23 protein-coding genes and 1 pseudogene are annotated in these 18,755 nt (G+C 66.1%); 12 read left to right on the top strand and 12 right to left on the bottom strand.

What is annotated here, in order from left to right:
• The 6 genes from WAO18_RS08365 to WAO18_RS08340 form a co-directional block, all read right to left on the bottom strand.
• Positions 1 to 1,032: an NAD(P)/FAD-dependent oxidoreductase gene (locus WAO18_RS08365; protein ID WP_422205451.1), complete on the bottom strand. Its 1,032-nt coding sequence runs from the start codon at positions 1,030 to 1,032 to the stop codon at positions 1 to 3.
• A 7-nt stretch (positions 1,033 to 1,039) separates the two neighbouring features.
• Positions 1,040 to 1,540 (bottom strand): isoprenylcysteine carboxyl methyltransferase family protein, encoded by a 501-nt coding sequence (locus WAO18_RS08360; RefSeq protein WP_422205449.1) that lies wholly within the window; start codon positions 1,538 to 1,540, stop codon positions 1,040 to 1,042.
• Positions 1,541 to 1,543: 3 nt separating this feature from the next.
• Positions 1,544 to 2,584: a type III polyketide synthase gene (locus WAO18_RS08355; protein WP_422205447.1), complete on the bottom strand. Its 1,041-nt coding sequence runs from the start codon at positions 2,582 to 2,584 to the stop codon at positions 1,544 to 1,546.
• A gap of 175 nt (positions 2,585 to 2,759) precedes the next feature.
• Positions 2,760 to 3,773, bottom strand: coding sequence for an NAD(P)/FAD-dependent oxidoreductase (locus WAO18_RS08350; RefSeq protein ID WP_422205445.1), 1,014 nt, complete (start codon positions 3,771 to 3,773; stop codon positions 2,760 to 2,762).
• 48 nt (positions 3,774 to 3,821) lie between these two features.
• Positions 3,822 to 4,322 carry an isoprenylcysteine carboxyl methyltransferase family protein gene (locus WAO18_RS08345; RefSeq protein WP_422205444.1) on the bottom strand — a complete coding sequence of 167 codons (501 nt, stop codon included), beginning with the start codon at positions 4,320 to 4,322 and terminating at the stop codon, positions 3,822 to 3,824.
• Between the two features lie 3 nt (positions 4,323 to 4,325).
• Positions 4,326 to 5,369, bottom strand: coding sequence for a type III polyketide synthase (locus WAO18_RS08340; protein ID WP_422205500.1), 1,044 nt, complete (start codon positions 5,367 to 5,369; stop codon positions 4,326 to 4,328).
• A 192-nt stretch (positions 5,370 to 5,561) separates the two neighbouring features.
• Between WAO18_RS08340 and WAO18_RS08335 the strand changes: the two genes are divergently transcribed.
• On the top strand, positions 5,562 to 6,710 hold the full coding sequence (locus tag WAO18_RS08335) for an NAD(P)H-binding protein (RefSeq protein ID WP_422205442.1): 1,149 nt from the start codon (positions 5,562 to 5,564) through the stop codon (positions 6,708 to 6,710).
• Positions 6,707 to 7,426 carry a CPBP family intramembrane glutamic endopeptidase gene (locus WAO18_RS08330; protein ID WP_422205440.1) on the top strand — a complete coding sequence of 240 codons (720 nt, stop codon included), beginning with the start codon at positions 6,707 to 6,709 and terminating at the stop codon, positions 7,424 to 7,426. The genes WAO18_RS08335 and WAO18_RS08330 overlap by 4 nt, the downstream gene beginning before the upstream one ends.
• Positions 7,427 to 7,445: 19 nt before the next feature.
• Here WAO18_RS08330 and WAO18_RS08325 read toward each other — a convergent pair whose 3' ends face one another.
• On the bottom strand, positions 7,446 to 8,258 hold the full coding sequence (locus WAO18_RS08325; protein WP_422205438.1) for an enoyl-CoA hydratase: 813 nt from the start codon (positions 8,256 to 8,258) through the stop codon (positions 7,446 to 7,448).
• A gap of 93 nt (positions 8,259 to 8,351) precedes the next feature.
• Between WAO18_RS08325 and WAO18_RS08320 the strand changes: the two genes are divergently transcribed.
• Both WAO18_RS08320 and WAO18_RS08315 read left to right on the top strand, forming a co-directional pair.
• Positions 8,352 to 9,425: a CaiB/BaiF CoA transferase family protein gene (locus tag WAO18_RS08320; RefSeq protein ID WP_422205437.1), complete on the top strand. Its 1,074-nt coding sequence runs from the start codon at positions 8,352 to 8,354 to the stop codon at positions 9,423 to 9,425.
• A gap of 83 nt (positions 9,426 to 9,508) precedes the next feature.
• Entirely contained in the window at positions 9,509 to 10,261 is a 753-nt protein-coding gene (locus WAO18_RS08315) for a 3-hydroxyacyl-CoA dehydrogenase (RefSeq protein WP_422205435.1), read from the top strand.
• Between the two features lie 141 nt (positions 10,262 to 10,402).
• Here the strand turns inward: WAO18_RS08315 and WAO18_RS08310 are convergent, their stop codons facing one another.
• Entirely contained in the window at positions 10,403 to 10,534 is a 132-nt protein-coding gene (locus WAO18_RS08310; protein ID WP_422205434.1) for a hypothetical protein, read from the bottom strand.
• Positions 10,535 to 10,844: 310 nt separating this feature from the next.
• Between WAO18_RS08310 and WAO18_RS08305 the strand changes: the two genes are divergently transcribed.
• From WAO18_RS08305 to WAO18_RS08295, 3 genes are read left to right on the top strand one after another with little or no spacing between them, the layout of a single operon-like run.
• A complete protein-coding gene (locus tag WAO18_RS08305) occupies positions 10,845 to 13,229 on the top strand; it encodes an MMPL family transporter (protein ID WP_422205433.1) in 2,385 nt (794 codons plus the stop codon).
• A complete protein-coding gene (locus WAO18_RS08300; protein ID WP_422205431.1) occupies positions 13,219 to 13,929 on the top strand; it encodes a TetR/AcrR family transcriptional regulator in 711 nt (236 codons plus the stop codon). The genes WAO18_RS08305 and WAO18_RS08300 overlap by 11 nt, the downstream gene beginning before the upstream one ends.
• 25 nt (positions 13,930 to 13,954) lie before the next feature.
• On the top strand, positions 13,955 to 14,602 hold the full coding sequence (locus WAO18_RS08295; RefSeq protein WP_422205429.1) for a class I SAM-dependent methyltransferase: 648 nt from the start codon (positions 13,955 to 13,957) through the stop codon (positions 14,600 to 14,602).
• Here WAO18_RS08295 and WAO18_RS08290 read toward each other — a convergent pair.
• Complete coding sequence (locus WAO18_RS08290; RefSeq protein WP_422205428.1) at positions 14,599 to 15,312, bottom strand: SIR2 family NAD-dependent protein deacylase; 714 nt, start codon at positions 15,310 to 15,312, stop codon at positions 14,599 to 14,601. The two genes, WAO18_RS08295 and WAO18_RS08290, sit on opposite strands and share 4 nt — an antisense overlap.
• Positions 15,313 to 15,348: 36 nt before the next feature.
• Here WAO18_RS08290 and WAO18_RS08285 point away from each other — a divergent pair, with 36 nt between their 5' ends.
• Positions 15,349 to 15,714, top strand: a complete 366-nt coding sequence (locus WAO18_RS08285; RefSeq protein ID WP_422205427.1) for a GntR family transcriptional regulator — start codon at positions 15,349 to 15,351, stop codon at positions 15,712 to 15,714.
• Here WAO18_RS08285 and WAO18_RS08280 read toward each other — a convergent pair.
• Entirely contained in the window at positions 15,699 to 16,244 is a 546-nt protein-coding gene (locus WAO18_RS08280) for a DUF1697 domain-containing protein (RefSeq protein WP_422205425.1), read from the bottom strand. The two genes, WAO18_RS08285 and WAO18_RS08280, sit on opposite strands and share 16 nt — an antisense overlap.
• A gap of 47 nt (positions 16,245 to 16,291) precedes the next feature.
• Between WAO18_RS08280 and WAO18_RS08275 the strand changes: the two genes are divergently transcribed.
• Both WAO18_RS08275 and WAO18_RS08270 read left to right on the top strand, forming a co-directional pair.
• On the top strand, positions 16,292 to 16,735 hold the full coding sequence (locus WAO18_RS08275; RefSeq protein ID WP_422205423.1) for a PPOX class F420-dependent oxidoreductase: 444 nt from the start codon (positions 16,292 to 16,294) through the stop codon (positions 16,733 to 16,735).
• 39 nt (positions 16,736 to 16,774) lie between these two features.
• Positions 16,775 to 16,960, top strand: coding sequence for a DUF5302 domain-containing protein (locus tag WAO18_RS08270; RefSeq protein WP_422205422.1), 186 nt, complete (start codon positions 16,775 to 16,777; stop codon positions 16,958 to 16,960).
• 4 nt (positions 16,961 to 16,964) lie between these two features.
• Here WAO18_RS08270 and WAO18_RS08265 read toward each other — a convergent pair whose 3' ends face one another.
• Complete coding sequence (locus WAO18_RS08265; RefSeq protein WP_422205420.1) at positions 16,965 to 17,378, bottom strand: DUF4345 domain-containing protein; 414 nt, start codon at positions 17,376 to 17,378, stop codon at positions 16,965 to 16,967.
• Between the two features lie 88 nt (positions 17,379 to 17,466).
• Between WAO18_RS08265 and WAO18_RS08260 the strand changes: the two genes are divergently transcribed.
• Both WAO18_RS08260 and WAO18_RS08255 read left to right on the top strand, forming a co-directional pair.
• Positions 17,467 to 18,051, top strand: coding sequence for an HhH-GPD-type base excision DNA repair protein (locus WAO18_RS08260; protein WP_422205499.1), 585 nt, complete (start codon positions 17,467 to 17,469; stop codon positions 18,049 to 18,051).
• A complete protein-coding gene (locus tag WAO18_RS08255) occupies positions 18,048 to 18,194 on the top strand; it encodes a DUF1059 domain-containing protein (protein ID WP_067334757.1) in 147 nt (48 codons plus the stop codon). Before WAO18_RS08260 ends, WAO18_RS08255 begins: the two co-directional genes overlap by 4 nt.
• Before the next feature lie 74 nt (positions 18,195 to 18,268).
• Here WAO18_RS08255 and WAO18_RS08250 read toward each other — a convergent pair.
• Positions 18,269 to 18,755: pseudogene (locus tag WAO18_RS08250) on the bottom strand (hypothetical protein); the annotation flags it as partial.

Genomic DNA, 18,755 nt, shown 5'->3' with positions numbered 1-18,755 from the left:
TCAGCGTGCCAACGTGTTCACCGCACGGTTGAACACGGCGGGAAACAGGCCGGCCGCCGGGACGACTGCGCGTCGGCCCGCACGTGACGCCGTGGCCAACACCAGCCCACGGGTGAGCAACCGGTAGTCGCGGGTGATCCGGCGCCACGCGACCTCGTAGGACGACGGGTGCTCGTCGACGATTGCAGCCACGGCCGCACCGGCTTGCTTGACGGCCAGGCTGATGCCTTCGCCGGTCAGCGCATCCTCGTATCCCGCTGCGTCGCCGACCAAGAGCACTCGCCCCGATACCCGCCGGGAAACCACTTGTCGCAGTGGGCCGCAGCCGCGTGCCCGCCCGTGGCCGGCATCGCCCAGTTGTCGCGTCAGCCGTGGGAACCAGGCGAGGTCGGGCTGACCGCGGGACAGGATCGCCACTCCGACCAGGTCGTGCTCGACCGGCGTCACGTAGGCCTCACCCCAGGGCGACCAGTACACCTCGACGAACTCTGACCAGGGGGGCACCGAAAAGTGCCAGCGCACACCGTATCGCCGCGGTGTTCCCGCCGCCGCGCTGATTCCGACCGCGGAGCGAACCGTCGAGTGCAAGCCATCGGCTGCCACCAGCCATCTGGCGCGCACCCCGGCAGCGGTGACCCCGGACGCGTCTTGCTCGACACCGGTGACGCGCGTCGAAACCCATTCGGTGTCTTGCTCTTTGGCCCGAGCGGCCATCGCGGCGTGCAATGTGGTGCGCCGTATCCCGCGGCCCGGGCTGACCCGGCCCGCCCCGTCTCGAAAATGCGCTTCGGCGCGTCGGTGCTCATTCAGGTAGGCGATGCCGCGGAACGGCAGGCCCGCCGGGTCGACGCCGAGTGACGTCAGCTCGGCCAGACCGCCGGGCATCAGGCCTTCGCCGCACGCCTTGTCGACGGGGGTTGGCCGCGGCTCGGCCACGATCACCGAAAGTCCTTGCCGGCGAGCGTGTAACGCCGTGGCCAGCCCGCCGGGACCACCGCCGACCACCAGCAGATCGGCGTCGTACAGAGTCATGCGCGGCTCACGCGTAGCCCAGAGCTGCGTTCTCGACCCGGATCCGCACACCGAGCAACAGCGCGTTGGCCACGGTGAAGCAGACGGCGGTCAGCCACGCCGTGTGGACCAGCGGCAGCGCGATTCCCTCGGCGACCACGGCCACGTAATTCGGGTGATGCAGCCACCGGTAGGGGCCACGTCGCACCAGCGGCGCGTCCGGGACCACGATCACCAGCGTGTTCCACCGGTGGCCGAGTGTTGTCACGCACCACCACCGCAGCACTTGACTCATGGCGACCACGACCAGCATCGGCCAGCCCAGCCACGGCAGGAACGGCCGGTGCAGCGCCCACACTTCGACGACGCAGCCGACCAGCAACGCGGTGTGGATGCTGACCATCACCGGGTAATGGCGACGACCGAACTCCTTGCCGCCGTGCGCAAAGGCCCATTGGGCATTTCGCTTGGAAACGATCAGCTCGACGAGACGCTCGACGCCGATCGCCAAGATCAGCAGGTAGTACACCGGCTACCAGCCGAGCAGCACGAGTTCCGAGCAGAACGCCGGACCCATCGCGATCATCAGCCCGAACGATCCCGGCGGCGGCGGATCGGCCATGTTCCTGTGGAGCACATCGAGCACCGACACAGATGACAAATTCGCGTTCTCGCGCAGCGAGTTTCGGGTGTGGTCCATGGCGGTTGGCGGGAGATCGAGAGTGTTCTCGATCGCCTCGATCACCTTGGGGCCGCCGGGGTGGCAGACCCAGGTCGAGATGTCGGCAGGCGTCAGGCCGAACTCATTCAGGAAGTTGCGCACGTCGTCGCCGACATACTTTTCCGCGACGGTGGCCACCTCGGTAGACAGCTTGATCTTGAAGCCGGTACTGCCGATGTCCCAGCCCATCACGTCCTCGGTGTCGGGATAGATCCGGCTGCGGGTGGCCAGCACCCTGGGGCCGGCCGGTGTGCGAGCGGACCCCTTTGCGACGACGGCGGCCGCGCCGTCGCCAAACAGGCTCGCGGCGACCAGATTGGCGACCGAGAGGTCGTCGCGCTGCAGCGTCAGCGAACACAGTTCGACGGCCAGCAGCAGCGAGACCTGCTCGGGGAACGCCAGCAGATAGTCGTGCATGCGAGCCACACCGGCGGCGCCGGCAACACAGCCGAGACCGAAGAGGGGGACTCGCTTGACGTCGGACCGGAAGCCCAGGCGCGTCGCCAACCGGGCTTCCAGGGTGGGTACCGCCAGGCCGGTGACCGTCGTTGAGAACACGACGTCGACTTCGTCTGGCGCGACGTTGGCGGCGTCCAGTGCCGCCAGGATCGCGCGCTCGCCGAGCGTCAGCGCGACCTCGATGAACGTGTCGTTGGCTTCGGTGAAGCCGCTCAACTTGCCGTATTCCTCAAGCGGCAACGCGATCCGGCGCTTCTCCACTCCTGCGCTGGCTCCGAAACGATCGAATTCCTGGCCGCCGAATCCGGTAAGGCCGGAAATCGCTTCAGCCTGACTGACTTGATGCGGTGGAAATTCGACCGCTACTGCCGCGATGGACGGGGTCGGTGTCATGTTGGCGTTCACCCCTTGCAATCCGGGGAAAATCGGGCGTGCTGTCATACTATCTGGTACGAATTGACGGCTCGGCTAGTTCAATCCGAGTAGTTGGAGCTTAACCCCGATACAGCCGAAGAGTCGGGCCTCCGCCGGGAGTGGGATAGGTGTGACACCCGGACACCCCGGTGAGTCAGCGCGCCAATATGTGCACAGCCTGCTCGAAAACGCCAGGTAGCAGCGTGCATGCCGGCACGATGGCGTGCCGCGCCGCCTTCGGCACGGTTGTCAGCACCAGCCCGCGGGTGAGCAGTCGGTAGTCGCGGGTGACGCGATGCCAGGCCGATTCGTATGACGACGGCATGTCATCCGTGATGGCGCGCACTGCCGCGGCGGCTTGCTTGACGGCAAGGCTGACACCCTCACCGGTCAGGGCATCCTCGTATCCGGCCGCATCGCCGACCAACAGCACTCGGCCGGCGACGCGACGGGCGACGACTTGCCGCATAGGTCCGCAGCCTCGTGCTCGCCCACGGCTGGCGCCATGCAGATGGTGTGCCAGCTGTCGGAACCAGGCAAGTTCGGGAGGGTGACGGGACAGGATGGCCACGCCCACCAGGTCCGGCTCGACCGGTGTCACATACGCCTCACCCCAGCGCGACCAGTACACCTCGACGAACTCCGACCACGCCGGCACCCGGTAATGCCAGCGCACCCCGTACCGTCGAGGTGTTCCGGCCACCGTGTCGATGCCGACGGCGCGACGGACCGCCGAATGCAGTCCGTCGGCGGCAATCAACCATTTCGCGCGGATCCCGGCCGCCGCGACGCCGTGGGTATCTTGCTCGACACTGGTGATGCGCGTCGAGACCCATTCGGTGTCTTGTTCTTTGGCGCGTGATGCCAGCGCGGCGTGCAAAGTGGTACGTCGGACTCCGCGCCCCGGGCCGCCGCGGAAAGGTGCCTCGGCTCGGCGGCGTTCGTCCAGATAGGCGATACCTCGCAATGGCATCCCAGCCGGGTCGACGCCCAGCGACGCCAGTTCGGTCAAGCCGCCGGGCATCAGGCCCTCGCCGCACGCCTTGTCAATCGGATCGTTTCGCGGTTCCGCCACGATTACCGAAAGCCCTTGTTGGCGAGCATTTATCGCCGCAGCAAGACCGGCCGGGCCGCCACCGGCGATCAGCAGGTCGGCGTCATACATCATTGGCGCCGCTCCTCAGCATCGGTGTGCAGTGCATTGTCGCGACGCGCATCATGCATAGCCCAGCGCCGAGTTCTCAACCCTGATCCGTACCCTTAGCAGCAGCCAGTTGGCCAGCGTAAAGCCGATGGCGGTCAACCACGCGGTGTGCACGAGGGGCAGCGCGAGCCCCTCGGCCACCACGGCCACATAGTTTGGGTGGTGCAGCCACCTGTACGGCCCGCGCCGTACCAACGGGGCCTCCGGCAGCACGATGACCAAGGTGTTCCAGCGTCGACCCAGTGTGGTCACACACCACCAGCGCAGCGCTTGGCTAGCCGCCACCACGGCAAGCATCGGCCAACCCAGCCATCCGATAAAGGGCCGGTGCAGAGCCCACACTTCGATGACGCAGCCCAGTAGCAGCGCCGTGTGCAGGGTGACCATTACCGGATAGTGGTCGTGACCAAATTCCTTGCCGCCGTGGCTGAACGCCCATCGCGCGTTGCGTTTGGCTACCACCAGCTCTATAAGCCGTTCGATGCCGACGGCCAGGATCAGCAGGTAGTACATGGCCTACCAGCCGAGCAGCACGAGCTCGGCGGAGAAGCCGGGGCCCATGGCGATCATCAGCCCGATCGAGCCCGGGGGTGGTGGGTCGGTCATGGTGTCCCGGAGGATATCCAGCACGGAAACAGACGACAGGTTTCCGTTGTCCCGCAGAGACTTTCGGGTGAGTTCGAAGGCTTCTACGGGCACATCAAGCGCATTTTCGACCGCGTCGATCACCTTTGGACCAGCCGCGTGCAAGACCCAACTCGAGATGTCGGCGACGGTCAGGTCGTAGTCGGCGAGGAAGTTGCGGACGTCGTCACCCAGGTATTTCTCGACGACCGTGGCGATCTCGACCGACAGCACGATCCGGAACCCCTCGGTGCCGATGTTAAAGCCCAGCACTTCCTCGGTGTCCGGGTAGGTACAGCTACGCGTGGCGAGTAGTTTCGGTCCGGCCGGTGGCCGGCCGGCCCCGGTCGCGATGACGGCAGCAGCACCATCACCGAATAGGCTGGAGGCGACCAGATTCGCGATCGAACGGTCTTTGCGTTGAACGGTTAATGAGCACAATTCGACCGCGAGCAGCGCCGCTACCTGATCGGGGAAAGCCCGGAGGTAATCGTGCACTCGTGCCATTCCGGCAGCACCGCCGACACAACCCAGACCGAACAGCGGAACGCGCTTGACATCGCGTCGAAAACCCAGGCGCGTCATCAGCCTTGCCTCAAGTGAGGGAACGGCGAGCCCGGTGACCGTCGTCGAGAACACGACGTCGACCTCGGACGGCTCGATTTCGGCTTGTGCCAATGCCGATTTCAGCGACCGCTCACCCAGTTCGAGGGCGATGTCGAGGTAAGCGTCGTTGGCTTCGGTGAAGCCGCTGAGCTCTCGGTATCGCGACAGCGGCAGCGCAAGGTGGCGTGTCTCAACTCCGCTGGTGGCGGCGAACCGTTGAAACTCCGGACCGGCGAAGTCGGCCAAGGCGCCTATCACTTCGTCCTGGGTGTGCCGGTTCGACGGGAACTCGACGGCCACCGAGGCGACCGACGGCGTTCCCCTTGTCAGTTCCGACAATTCGATGTCAGGTGTTACGGGACGCGTGCCCGGAATTAGGTTGCCCACAATGGGAATACGAGATACCTTCGCCGCCGGTTCAATGTGCCTGTGCTGACTGCTAATTCAACGTATGCGTAATTGCTGGTGGCAGAAGCGGACTCCGGTGTTTGAAGCGCGCAAAGATTGTCTAAGTTGAACAGTGTGCGAATCCTGGTGACCGGCGCTACCGGATATGTCGGATCGCGGCTGGTCACGGCGCTTCTTAAGGCCGGCCATCAGGTGCTGGCCGCGACCCGGGATCCAGCCCGGCTTGCCCACCTGGGGTGGTCCGACGATGTCACCGCGGTTGAGCTGGACGCCGGCGACGCTGAATCGGCGCGCGCGGCGCTGGCCGGCGCGGGCCCGATCGACGTCGTCTACTACCTGGTGCACGCGATCGGCCAGCCCGGCTTCCGTGACGCCGACCGGGCCGCGGCGGGAAACGTCGCCACCGCCGCCAAGGACGCCAATGTACGTCGCATCGTGTATCTCGGTGGCTTCGTGCCGGTGGACCCCGACAACGGGGAGTTGTCCGAACACCTGACCAGCCGGGCCGAGGTGGCCGAGGCGCTGAGCGTCGACGGTGGCCCGGAAGTGGTGTGGCTTGGCGCCGCAGTCATCTTCGGCGCGGGCTCGACGTCGTTCGAGATGATGCGCTACGTGGGCGACCGCTTCCCGGTGATCCCGATCCCGAAGTGGATGGACAACCCGATCGACCCGATCTCGATTCGCGACGTGTTGCACTACCTTGTCGCGGCCGCTGACGCCGAGCGCGTTCCGCCCGGCGCCTACGACATCGCCGGGCCGGACACCACGTCGTACCGCGACCTGCTGAAGACCTATGCGCGGATCTCGGGTAAGTGGCACACCGGTCTGCCGGTCTGGGGTGTGGATACCATGGTGGCCTCCCGGGTCACCGCGGTCGCGCTGCCGGTGCCCGACGGGTTGGCCGCGGATCTGGTTGAGTCGCTGGACTATCCGATGCGGGCCAGCGGCACGGGTCTGCGGGATCTGGTTTCCGATCCGCCCGGCGGGTTGCTTTCCACCGAAAAAGCGATCAGCCGCGCGCTGTCTTACCGCCGGCCGCGGCCAGTCGACCAGTTGGCCGACCCACACCACCTCGCCGACAGCGATCCGGCGTGGGCCGGGGGCGATTCGCTGCGGCTGCAGCGGCTCGCTGCGATAGTGACTCCATCGATCGCGCGGCCCGGCCTCGGTCTGGTGGACATTGTCCCCGGTCCGATCGCCGGTGCCCTGCGGACCGGACTCGACCTCCTAATCACTTTGACACCGAAGGTGCACTTCGCATGACCGACGTCAGTCCCCAGCCCGGCGCGCTGGAAGAGATCCGCCGCGGAATCGTCAATGTCGCTGTGCCGCACAATGAACCGCCCGCTGTCGTGCGACGCAGACGGATCATCGTCGCGATCGTGCTGGTGCTCGGCGCTGCGACGTTGGGCATGGCGCTGCGCCGGCATCCCGGCGAACCGGCTTTCTACTGGTGGTCGCTGACGCTGGCGGGCGTGTTGGCGCTGGGCGCTTTCGTCTCCGGACCGTTGCATCTCGGCGGCGCACGGTGGCGTGGCCGCAACCAGCGCCCGGTAGTCAGCGGCACCACCATCGGTTTGCTACTCGGCGGGATCTTCATTCTCGGCGGGCTGGTCGTCCGGGAGATCCCGGTTGTCGCCGAACTGATCACCCGCTTGCTGCGGTACACAGACCAAGGATCGTGGCGGCTGACCATGGCCATCGCGCTGTTGGCCGCTGTCGGCGAGGAGTTGTTCTACCGTGGGGCGCTCTACACAGCGCTTGGCCGATATCACCCGTTGTTGATCTCCACCGTGATCTACGCGATCGCGACATTGGCCAGCAGTCGGAACCCGATGCTCGCCTTCGCCGCGCTCATCCTCGGCACGGTGTGTGCGCTCGAGCGCCGTGCCACCGGCGGGGTGCTGGCACCGATCCTCACCCACTTCACGTGGACTTTGGTCGTGCTGCTGGGGTTGCCGCCGCTGTTCGGTATCTGAGCCTGATGAATGTCTGTGTTCAGCTGTCGGTGAAGGCCGGCGCCCGGCGCTGCTGGAAAGCTCGTGCACCCTCGCGAAAGTCGTGTGAGTTCAGCAGCACTGACTGACCCTCGAGCTCACGCTGCAGGGTGGGCTCCAACTCAGTGAGCGTGGCCGAGTTGATGGCGTGCTTGGTCTTGGCGAACGCCACCGCCGGGCCGGTCAGCAGGCGCGATACCACCTTGTCCACCTCGACCTCGAAGTCGGCGGCCGGGTAGACGGCGGTGATCAACCCGGCGGCCAATGCGTCGGTGGCGGGCAGTCGTTCGGCCAACAAGGCCATCCGCATCGCACCGATCCGGCCGATCGCGGCCGCGATCAGCGCCGAGGCGCCACCGTCGGGCATCAGGCCGATCTTGGTAAACGCGAGCATGAAAAACGCTGTGTCCGAAGCTAATACGAGGTCACACGCTAAGGCGATGGAGACGCCGACACCGGCTGCTGGTCCCTGAACGACGGCTACCACAGGCCGTGGCAGCGCGGTGATCGCCCGGACCACCCGGTTGGCCGCCAAAATCAGCTCGTCGCCGGGGCCGGCGCCGGCCACATCGTCGGCGCTCATTCCCGCTCCGGAGCAGAAGCCACGGCCCGCTCCGCCCAACCGCACGACTTTGACCCGGTAATCGTTGGCGGCCCGTTCCAGTGCGTCGGCCAGCCCGCCGAAGACCGGCAGCGTCAGCGAGTTCAGGCTGTCCGGACGGTCGATCGTCACCGACAGCACGCCATCGGCCAGGGTGACGGCAAGCCCGTCCACGGGTGCGAGGGCGTCGATTCCGGAATCGATAGCGGTCATGGGCTCGACTGTAAGCCACCGGAGTGCAGCCTCAGTGAGGCCGACTGCGAAGATGCCTGAAGGTTTGGTGCGTCGACAAGGAGGTCGGGAGACATGGCGGGTCCGCTAGCAGGATTGCGAGTCATCGAGCTCGCCGGAATCGGGCCGGGCCCGCACGCCGCGATGATTCTCGGCGACCTCGGTGCCGATGTCGTGCGGGTCGACCGCCCCGGCGCCAGCGGTTCCGACCCGATGCTGCGCAACCGCCGTTTCGTCATCGCCGACCTGAAGTCCGACGAGGGCCGCGAGCTGGTGCTCAAACTCGTCGCCAAGGCCGATGTTCTGATCGAGGGCTACCGGCCCGGCGTCACCGAGCGGATGGGACTGGGCCCGCAAGACTGCGCCAAGGTCAACGAGCGGCTGATCTACGGCCGGATGACCGGCTGGGGGCAGACCGGCCCGCGCAGTAAGCAGGCCGGCCACGACATCAACTACATCTCGCTCAACGGCGTGCTGCACGCCATCGGCCGGGCCAACGAGCGGCCGGTGCCGCCGCTGAACCTGGTCGGCGACTTCGGTGGCGGCTCGATGTTCCTGCTGCTCGGCATCCTCTCAGCGCTGTGGGAGCGGCAGACGTCCGGTAAGGGACAGGTCGTCGACGCGGCAATGATCGACGGGTCTTCGGTGCTGGTGCAGATGATGTGGGGGATGCGGGCCCTGGGCATGTGGACCGACGAGCGCGGCACCAACATGCTCGACACCGGAGCGCCCTACTACGACACCTACGAATGCGCGGACGGCCGCTACGTCTCGGTGGGCGCAATCGAGTCGCAGTTCTACGCGGCGATGCTGGCCGGGCTCGGCCTTGACCCCGCAAGCTTGCCGGACCAGAACGACCGCAGCCGCTGGCCCGAGCTGCGGGCGAAATTCACCGAGGCGTTCGCCAGCCGCGACCGCGACCACTGGGCCAAGGTGTTCGCGGACTCCGATGCCTGTGTGACGCCGGTGTTGGCCTTCGGCGAGGTCGAGACCGAGCCGCACATCACCGCGCGGAACACCTTCTATCAAGCCGACGGCGGGCTGCAGCCATTGCCCGCGCCCCGGTTCTCCCGCTCGACGCCGGATCAGCCGCGCCCGCCAGGGCAGCCGGGAGCCGACACCGAAGCGGTCCTCAAGGACTGGGTATAGTCCCGGCCAACCAGTAGGTCGGCTCGCCGCAGGGGGAGAGGCCCGACCGTTCTGAAAGCTCGACCCCTTTGAAAGGAATGCACGTGCAGATCAACGATGCCGTAGCGCTCGTCACCGGCGGGGCGTCCGGATTGGGCCTGGCCACCACCCGGCGGCTGCTTGACGCCGGCGCGCAGGTGGTCGTGCTCGACCTCAAAGGTGAGGAAGTGGTTCGCGAGCTGGGCGATCGCGCGCGTTTCGCGCCGGCCGACGTCACCGACGAGAAAGCGGTGACCGCTGCGCTGGACATCGCCGAATCGCTTGGGCCGCTGCGCATCGTGATCAACTGCGCCGGCACCGGTAACGCCATCAAGACGCTGGGCAAGGACGGCGCGTTTCCGCTGGAGGCGTTCCGCAAGGTGGTCGAGATCAACCTGATCGGCACGTTCAACGTGCTGCGGCTGGGCGCCGAGCGGATTGCGCAGCATGACCTGATCGGTGAGGAGCGCGGCGTCATCATCAACACCGCGTCGGTCGCGGCCTACGACGGCCAGATCGGCCAGGCCGCGTACTCGGCGTCAAAGGGCGGCGTGGTCGGCATGACGCTCCCGATCGCACGCGACCTGTCCAGCAAAGGCATCCGGGTCATGACGATCGCTCCTGGCCTGTTCGACACCCCGCTACTGGCCGGCCTGCCCGAGCCGGCTCGGGAGTCGCTCGGCAAGCAGGTGCCGCATCCGAGCCGGCTCGGTAACCCTGACGAGTACGGCGCGCTGGCGGTACACATCGTCGAGAACCCGATGCTCAATGGCGAGGTCATCCGGCTGGACGGCGCGATCCGGATGGCGCCGCGCTGATCAAGGCGGTAACCGGTCCACGAAAAAGCCCCCGCCTGGCGGGGGCTTTTTGCTCAATACGGCAATACCAAAGGTGTATCCGAGGCTGACGATCGCCTCATCACGGTGACGCTCCCTGTCTAAAGGAGCGCGTCGCGCGAGTCAGCTGGCGTTGGGCAGCGGGTGCCAGTCGTCTAGCTGCTCCGAGCACTCACCCTCTACCAGCACGTCGCCGTGGTAGAGAGCCTCGAAATCAGCTTTGATCACGTCGGCACTGGAGTCATCGATCCACATGTAGATGAGCGTATGGGCAACATTTAAGGAATCTTTGAGTCACGATTCGGAAAATCGTGAAATTGTTACTCCCCAGTAGGGCTGTCGGCCCGAAGCGTCCGGACGTAACGTCCGGATGATTGGAACTTGACTATTGGGCACTCGTTCAACCGCGTAGGCTCAGCAAATGTCCTGGTTGTTACGCGCGGCGTTGAACCACCGTGGGTATCGGGCTCGTTCTACTTGGTGAGGCGTCAGCCTCGCCCCAGAACGTTGCACAGGTAACTTATCGCTGATAAGTTACCGACGGTATCGGAGCGGAAGGACACCTATGCTTCAGCGGATCGCCCGCCTCGCCATCGCGGGCCCTCGGCGCATTCTCGCGGTGGCCGCTTTGGTTCTGGTGGCGGCCGCGATCTTCGGGCTCCCGGTCGCAAAGAGCCTGTCTGCCGGCGGCTTCCAGGATCCTGCCTCGGAGTCGGCCCAGGCGATCAAGCTGTTGACCGACAAGTTCGGCCAGAGCGATCAGCAGCTGGTCATCGTGCTGACTGCCCCGGACGGCGCGCAGAGCGCTCAGGTCCGCCGCGTGGCGACCGACATCGTCGCGCAGGTGCAGGGGTCGTCGGGGGTGTACAACGTCGTCTCGGCGTGGACCGGCCCGACATCACATCCACCGCAGCTGGCCGCCGACTTGGTGAGCAAAGACGGCAAAGCCGGACTGATCGTCGCCAACCTCAAAGGCGGCGAGAACAACGCGCAGAACTACGCCAAGAGCATCGCTGCGCGCGTCGTACACGACCGCGACGGCGTCACCGTTCGCGCCGGCGGAACGGCGATGGTCTACGACCAAATCAACCGTCAGAACGAGCGCGACCTGTTGCTGATGGAGTCGCTGGCGATACCGCTGAGCTTCCTGGTGCTGGTCTGGGTTTTCGGCGGACTTCTGACCGCGGCGCTACCGGTCTGCCTGGGCGGGCTGGCCATCGTCGGATCCATGTCGGTACTGCGGCTGATCAGCTTTGTCACCGACGTGTCGACCTACGCGCTGAACCTCAGCACCGCGCTGGGGCTGGCCCTGGCCATCGACTACACCTTGCTGATCATCAGCCGTTATCGCGACGAGCTGGCCGACGGCAGCGAGCCGAACCAAGCGCTGATCCGGACCATGGCCACCGCCGGTCGTACGGTGCTGTTCTCGGCGACCACCGTCGCGTTGTCGATGGTGGTCATGGTGCTGTTCCCGATGTACTTCTTGAAGTCGTTCGCGTATGCGGGCATCGCCACCGTCGCGTTTGTCGCGGTGGCCGCGATCGTCGTGACTCCGGCGGCGATCGTGCTGCTCGGGCCGCGGCTCGATGCGCTGGACGTCCGCAAATTGGGCCGCCGGATACTCGGTCGACCGGACCCGGTGCACAAACCGGTCGAGCAGCTCTTCTGGTACCGGTCGACCAAATTCGTGATGCGCGGAGCCGTGCCGATCGGCCTGGCGGTCATCGCGCTGCTGTTGGTGCTGGGCCTGCCCTTCCTCGGGGTGAAATGGGGGATGCCCGACGACCGGGTGCTGCCGGCATCGGCGTCGGCACATGTCGTTGGTGATCAGCTGCGTAAGGACTTCGCCGATGACTCGGCGACGGCGGTGCCTGTTGTCGTCCCGGACGCTCGAGGGGTGCGTCCGGGCGACCTCAGCCGGTACGCCGCCGACCTGTCCCGGGTGCCTGACGTGTCGGCGGTGTCGGCGCCGACCGGAACGTTCGTGGCCGGCAAGCAGGTCGGACCGCCGTCGGCGGCTACCGGCATGGAGCAGGGCAGCGCGTTCTTGACCATCGCCAGCACCGCGCCGTTGTTCTCAGAGGCTTCTGACACCCAACTCGACCGGTTGCATGCGGTGCCCGGGCCGGCCGGCCAATCGGTACAGATGTCCGGGCTGGCTGAGATCAACCGTGACAGCGTAATCGCGATCACCAACCGGCTGCCGGTGGTGTTGGGGCTGATCGGCATCATCACCTTTGTGCTGCTTTTCTTGCTCACCGGAAGTGTGTTGCTGCCACTGAAAGCATTGGTGTGCAACATTTTATCGCTGACTGCTGCGTTCGGTGCGCTGGTGTGGATCTTCCAGGACGGCCACCTCGGCGCGATGGGCACCACCCAGAGCGGCACATTGGTGGCCAACATCCCGGTGCTGTTGTTCTGTGTCGCCTTCGGGCTGTCGATGGACTACGAGGTGTTCCTGGTCTCCAGGATTCGGGAGTACTGGCTGACCGCCGCCGCGTCACGACCCGCCACTGCGGACAACAAAACCAAGCGCGCCGACAACGACGAGAGTGTGGCGCTCGGGCTGGCGCGTACCGGCCGGGTAGTCACCGCGGCCGCGTTGGTGATGTCGATTTCGTTCGCTGCGCTGATCGCTGCGCAGGTGTCCTTCATGCGGATGTTCGGTGTGGGCCTGACCTTAGCCGTGTTGACCGATGCCACGCTGGTGCGGATGGTCTTGGTCCCGGCGTTCATGCACGTCCTGGGGCGGTGGAGTTGGTGGGCGCCCAAACCGCTGATGTGGCTGCATGATCGGTTCGCGGTCAGCGAGTCACACCCCGCGCCGCCGCCGGTGCCAGCCACTCCTGCGGGCGGACGGCACCGTCGGTCCGACCTGGAGCCTGCTGCCCGCGCTGCGGCCGGCGCGTCCGCACGTACCGCCGCGACGGTCGTTGATGGTGGTTAGCCCGCCCACCGAGAATCTTCGCCGGCGCCGCGCCCCGCGAGGATCCGGTGATCTGCTGCGCGACGAAATCCTCGACGTCGCAACCGAACTGCTGTTGGAGACCGGGCACGCCAAGGCGGTATCGATTCGCTCGGTGGCAGAACGGGTGGGTGTGACGCCCCCGTCGATCTACCTGCATTTCCAGGACAAGGACGCGTTGCTGGACGCGGTGTGTGCGCGCTACTTCGAGAAGCTCGACGAGGAAATGCAGCGGGTGTCCGCATTACAATCGTCCACCGTTGAAGTGCTGCGGGCACAGGGGTTGGCGTATGTCCGGTTCGCCACCCAAAACCCCGAGCTCTACCGGATCGCGACGATGGGCGAGTGGAAATCCGACAGCAACGTCGACGCCGCACTGGCCAGTTCTGCGTTCGCGCACATGTGCGCCACCGCCGATGTGTTGATGGACGAGGGCGTGTTGCAGCGAGGCGACGCGACCGCGGTCGCCCTTGAGCTGTGGAGCGTCGCGCATGGCGTCGCTTCGCTGTTGATTGCCAAGCCGCACTTGCCGTTCGGCGATGCCGAAGCGTTCGCCGACCGCGTAATGCGTGCCGTCTTCTCCGGGCAGGTGGCGGCCCAATTCGTCGGCGCCGACGCCACCCCGGGGCAGGTGGTGGAGCGGTTGACGAAGTTGGGGTCGCTGGTGCAAGGATCTTCCTAGCAACCGTTTCGAAAGGCGGACAGGCATGACGTCATCGACCGGGTACACCGTCGACCATCCGTTCTTCGCCCGGATCTGGCCCGCTATCGCCGCCCACGAGACCGAGCAGATGCGTGCGTCTCGCCGAGACAACCTGGCCGGGTTGTCCGGCCGGGTGCTCGAGGTGGGTGCGGGCACCGGGACCAACTTCGCGTACTACCCTGATTCGGTTGAACAGGTCGTCGCGATCGAGCCCGAGCAACGGCTGGTCGGACTGGCCCGGGAGGCTGCGGCCGGCGCGGCCGTTCCGATCGAGGTCACCAACCGGACGGTCGAGAGTTTCTCGGCCGACGAGCCGTTCGACGCGGTGGTGTGCTCGCTGGTGCTGTGCTCGGTTGCCGAGCCGGACTCGGTTCTACGGCAAGTGCTTTCATTGCTGCGACCGGGAGGCGAGCTGCGCTACCTTGAACATGTCGCCAGCGGGGGAATTCGGGGCCGGTTACAGCAGTTCGTCGACGCGACGACGTTATGGCCGAGGCTAGCGGGAAATTGCCACGCTCATCGCCACACCGAGCAGTCGATCCGGTCCGCGGGGTTCGATGTCGACCGCACCCGAACCGAGCAGGCATTGCCGGCCTGGGTGCCGCTGCCGGTGTCGGAGTTCGTACTGGGCCGGGCTCGGCGCCCGGTTTAGTTCAGCAGCGCAGGCAGCCGTTGCAGCAGCGTCGGCAGCGCAGCGCTGGCCGATTCGCGCACGGTGATCGTGGCGCTGCTGGACAGCGGTGTGGGCTCCGGGTTGACCTCGACGACGACCACGCCGCGCGACAGCGCCAACTCGGGCAGGCTCGCCGCCGGGTAGACGATGCTCGAGGTGCCCACCACGACCATTACGTCGGCGGTGCTCGTCGCCTCTACTGCCTGCTGCCACGGCTCCTCGGGTAGTGCCTCGCCGAACCACACGATGTCGGGCCGAATCAAACCCCCGCAATCGCACGACGGCGGCTCGACCTCCAGCGCGGGCTCGCGCATCTCTGGAAGGGCACCTCTGTACGGCAGACTGCAAGTCGCGCAACGGAAATCGAACAGGCTCCCGTGCAGATGATGCACCGGTGAACTACCGGCGCGCTCATGCAAGTCGTCGACGTTCTGCGTGACGACGCTGACCTCGGCATGGTCCTGCCACGCCGCGACGGCGCGATGACCGTTGTTGGGTTCGACAGTGCCGACCAGGTAATGCCGCCAGAGATACCAGCCCCAGACCCGTTCGGGATTGCGCTGCCAACCTTGGACGCTGGACAACTCGTAGGGATCGAACTTTGCCCACAGCCCGTTCTTGTCGTCGCGGAACGTTGGCACGCCGCTCTCCGCGGAGATTCCCGCGCCGGACAGCACCGTGATACGCACTCCACCAAGATAGCGGGACTGCGGGATACTGAGCGGGTGGAGTCGGGTGAGTGGTTGCGGATCGACGGACAAGCGGATCGACCGCTGTTCGACCAACTCCGCAACCAGATCATCGAGGCCATCCGAGTCGGCACGTTGCCGCCCGGCTGCAGGCTGCCGACGGTCCGTGAGTTGGCCGGCGAATTGGGCCTGGCCGTCAACACCGTGGCCCGGGCGTATCGAGAGCTGGAGAGCGCCGGCGTCGTCGAAACTCGGGGGCGCTTCGGCACATTCGTGGCCCGGGCCGATCCGTCGGACAGCGCGATGGCGGCCGCGGCCGGCGCCTACCTTGATGTCGCGCGAGGACTGGGACTCGGAAAGACCGAGGCGCTGCGCTACCTCGAGTCCTACGAGGACGATTGAGCCGCCAGGACTTTGACCAGCGTGCGCAGATTGCGGGTCGTGGTCGACGACTTGTATCGCTTCTTGCCCATCGTTTTGCCGATGGTGCTGTCCAGCGTGTGATTCTTGGCCACCTGCCAATAGATCACGCCTGCCGACTTGGGGCCGCGCGCAATCTTCTCGTCGGCACCTGGGTCATCGGCCAGTGCGGCGAGTTCGTCGAGCACGTCGGTATCGCTGACAAACGTGACGTAGGACTGGTATCCATCCACTTCAGGGTCGAACGGGTAGCCGTCGACGATTGAGCGCACCTTCTTGCTGGGATAGACCAGCACCCAGGCGTCGTACCCGAACCGCTGTCGCAGCGCTTTCTCGGCGGTCGCGCGAACCGCGTCGGCGCCCTTCGGCGAATTCAGCGTCACGTTGCCGGTCGCCAGAATGGTGCGGACGTCTGCGAATCCCGCGTCGGACAGGGCGGTCGCCACGTCGGCCATTTTCAGGTTGACGCCGCCGACGTTGACGCCGCGCAGGAATGCCGCGTACTGGGTCATGAACGCGATGGTAGCGACGTGGGCGAATCGGCCCGTAGGCTTTCGACATGGGGCGCCACGTATTCGACGACAAACTACTGGCCGTGATTGCCGACAACTCGCTGGGCGTGCTGGCCACCCTGAAGCGCGACGGACGTCCGCAGCTGTCCAACGTGTCGTACTACTTCGACGCGCGCAATGCGGCCATCCAGGTATCGGTCACCGAGCCACGGGCCAAGACCCGCAACCTTCGTCGCGATCCGCGCGCTTCGCTGCTCGTCAGTTCCGACGACGGCTGGTCGTATGCGGTTGCCGAGGGCACCGCGACGCTGACCCCGCCGGCTGCCGCGCCCGACGACGACACCGTCGAAGCGCTGATCGCCTTGTACCGCAACATCGCCGGTGAACACCCGGACTGGGACGACTACCGGCAGGCGATGGTGACCGACCGTCGCGTCGTACTTACTCTGCCGATTGCGCACGTCTACGGCATGCCGCCGGGCCTGCGCTGAATCATGCTGATCGGTGGCCGGCAGGCTAGGCTGCGGGCTATGGCTGGATCGAAGTCGGGGGCCGACTCGTCTGAAGACGACAACAAGCGCAGATTCCGCGAAGCGCTCGAACGCAAGAAGGCGAAGTCAGCGGGCGGCGCCGATCACAAAGACGGTGGCGCCAAGGGGCCGCGGTCACACGGCGCGGCGGGCAATCGCCGGGAGTTCCGCCGTAAGAGCGGTTAATCGCCTACCCGGCCGTCAGTTCAGCCTTCTCGTCGGCGTCCGCGATTCCGAAAAACGCTGCAGGCACTATGAATTCGATCGCTGTCAACACCTCCTGCAACCAGTGCGGCCGTCCATTGTGCACCAGCGAGATCACTCGTCCGACGGCGCTGACCAACATGAGCCCGGCCAGCAGGCGTACCTCGCCGGCGCGGATCGGCGATCTGCGAGCCGCGCCGAGCCAGGCCAGGCCGTAGCCGGCGAAGTAAGCGGAGTAGAACCGCTCGCGCGAATCCACCGTCGCGTTGGCGTCGGCCGCGCCCGGAACCGAGGCGGTGCCGAGCGCGAAGTGGTAGATCCCGATCACGATGCAGGACAGCCCGGTGAACCCGGCGAAGTTTTTCAAGTGGCGGCCGGTAACGGCAGGTGTGCTGGCCATTCCGCCACGGTAGTCCGTAGCCGCCGGAGAGTCACCGGCCAGCCATTCACTTCGCCCGGTGTCGTGTGGTTGGGTTAGAGCCGTGACCGTGCAGCTCTGCTTGGCGCAGAACACCGACGCAGATCAACTTCTGTCGCAGAACCCCTTCGCGCTGCTGGTCGGCATGCTGCTCGACCAGCAGGTGCCGATGGAGACCGCGTTTTCCGGTCCCAAGAAGATCGCCGACCGGATGAACGGTTTCGACGCGGCCGAGATCGCCGACTACGACCCGGACAAGTTCGCCGCCCTGTGCTCGGAAAAGCCTGCGATACACCGCTTTCCGGGCTCGATGGCCAAGCGGATCCAGACACTGGCGCAGCTCATCGTGGATCGCTACGACGGTGATGCGGCCGGGGTCTGGACCGCGGGGGACCCCGACGGGGCCGAGTTGCTGCGACGCCTCAAGGGCTTGCCCGGATTCGGTGAGCAGAAGGCGCGGATATTTCTGGCATTGCTCGGCAAGCAGTACGCGGTGACCCCGACGGGTTGGCGGGCCGCGGCCGGCGAATTCGGCAAGTCCGGCACGCACGTGTCGGTTGCCGACATCGCCGATGCGGGATCGCTCGAGAAAGTCCGTTCGTACAAGAAGCAGATGAAGTCAGCCAAGAAGTCAACCGGAAAGGCGGCGACGTGAAGACACATCTGAATTGCCCGTGTGGCGAGGCGATCACCGGCAAGGACGAAGACGAATTGGTCGACTTGACGCAGGCCCACCTGGCCAGCGCGCATCCAGGTCTGGAGTACGACCGGGACGCAATTCTCTTCATGGCCTACTAGCAGGGCTGGCCTACTGAAAGCTGGTCCGCCGGCGCGCACACGACGATGGGCGCGCGCCGGCGGTTAAGACTGGCTCAGGGCACCACCGTCGAGCCGATGGTGGGCATGAACTGGCACTGCTTGTCCTTGGTCGTGACCTGCCCGAATACCGTCGACATGATGCTGCCCGAGCCGGTATCGACGGTGGCGGTCAGCGTTGTCGGCCCCTGCGGGTTGATGTCGGCCTGCGGCTTGAGCGTCGCGCTGCCCGACTTGCCAGAGGTGAGGTTCACCCAGGTGACATTCAGCGGGAGCTTCTGCACGTCGGCAGGTCCCGAGGTGCCAACCGCCGTGAACACGTAGGCCGTCTGCCCGGCTTTTGGACCCGGCGCCGGGATCTTGGCGGGCCCGGCCACTGACAGCACGGGCGCCATCACCGTGCCTCCATCGCCTCCGCAGTTATTGCTGATCGACGGATACATGAAGTCCTGGGTCGGCGGCGAATCCGGACTGAAGCCCGGGGCTGCGGCCTCGGGCGCAGGCGCCGGCACCGGAGCTTCGGGTGCGGGCGCGGTGGCGGCC

This window comes from Mycobacterium sp. (genome assembly GCF_049278535.1).
Lineage (GTDB): Bacteria > Actinomycetota > Actinomycetes > Mycobacteriales > Mycobacteriaceae > Mycobacterium.
This window is presented reverse-complemented; position numbering and strand designations above follow the sequence as displayed.

Coding starts and splice junctions, on each gene's coding strand:
- WAO18_RS08365 (WP_422205451.1), bottom strand. CDS start 1,032: ATGACTCTGTACGACGCCGATCTGCTGGTGGTCGGCGGTGGTCCCGGC.
- WAO18_RS08355 (WP_422205447.1), bottom strand. CDS start 2,584: ATGACACCGACCCCGTCCATCGCGGCAGTAGCGGTCGAATTTCCACCG.
- WAO18_RS08350 (WP_422205445.1), bottom strand. CDS start 3,773: ATGATGTATGACGCCGACCTGCTGATCGCCGGTGGCGGCCCGGCCGGT.
- WAO18_RS08345 (WP_422205444.1), bottom strand. CDS start 4,322: ATGTACTACCTGCTGATCCTGGCCGTCGGCATCGAACGGCTTATAGAG.
- WAO18_RS08330 (WP_422205440.1), top strand. CDS start 6,707: ATGACCGACGTCAGTCCCCAGCCCGGCGCGCTGGAAGAGATCCGCCGC.
- WAO18_RS08325 (WP_422205438.1), bottom strand. CDS start 8,258: ATGACCGCTATCGATTCCGGAATCGACGCCCTCGCACCCGTGGACGGG.
- WAO18_RS08320 (WP_422205437.1), top strand. CDS start 8,352: ATGGCGGGTCCGCTAGCAGGATTGCGAGTCATCGAGCTCGCCGGAATC.
- WAO18_RS08310 (WP_422205434.1), bottom strand. CDS start 10,534: ATGTGGATCGATGACTCCAGTGCCGACGTGATCAAAGCTGATTTCGAG.
- WAO18_RS08305 (WP_422205433.1), top strand. CDS start 10,845: ATGCTTCAGCGGATCGCCCGCCTCGCCATCGCGGGCCCTCGGCGCATT.
- WAO18_RS08300 (WP_422205431.1), top strand. CDS start 13,219: ATGGTGGTTAGCCCGCCCACCGAGAATCTTCGCCGGCGCCGCGCCCCG.
- WAO18_RS08295 (WP_422205429.1), top strand. CDS start 13,955: ATGACGTCATCGACCGGGTACACCGTCGACCATCCGTTCTTCGCCCGG.
- WAO18_RS08280 (WP_422205425.1), bottom strand. CDS start 16,244: ATGACCCAGTACGCGGCATTCCTGCGCGGCGTCAACGTCGGCGGCGTC.
- WAO18_RS08275 (WP_422205423.1), top strand. CDS start 16,292: ATGGGGCGCCACGTATTCGACGACAAACTACTGGCCGTGATTGCCGAC.
- WAO18_RS08270 (WP_422205422.1), top strand. CDS start 16,775: ATGGCTGGATCGAAGTCGGGGGCCGACTCGTCTGAAGACGACAACAAG.
- WAO18_RS08265 (WP_422205420.1), bottom strand. CDS start 17,378: ATGGCCAGCACACCTGCCGTTACCGGCCGCCACTTGAAAAACTTCGCC.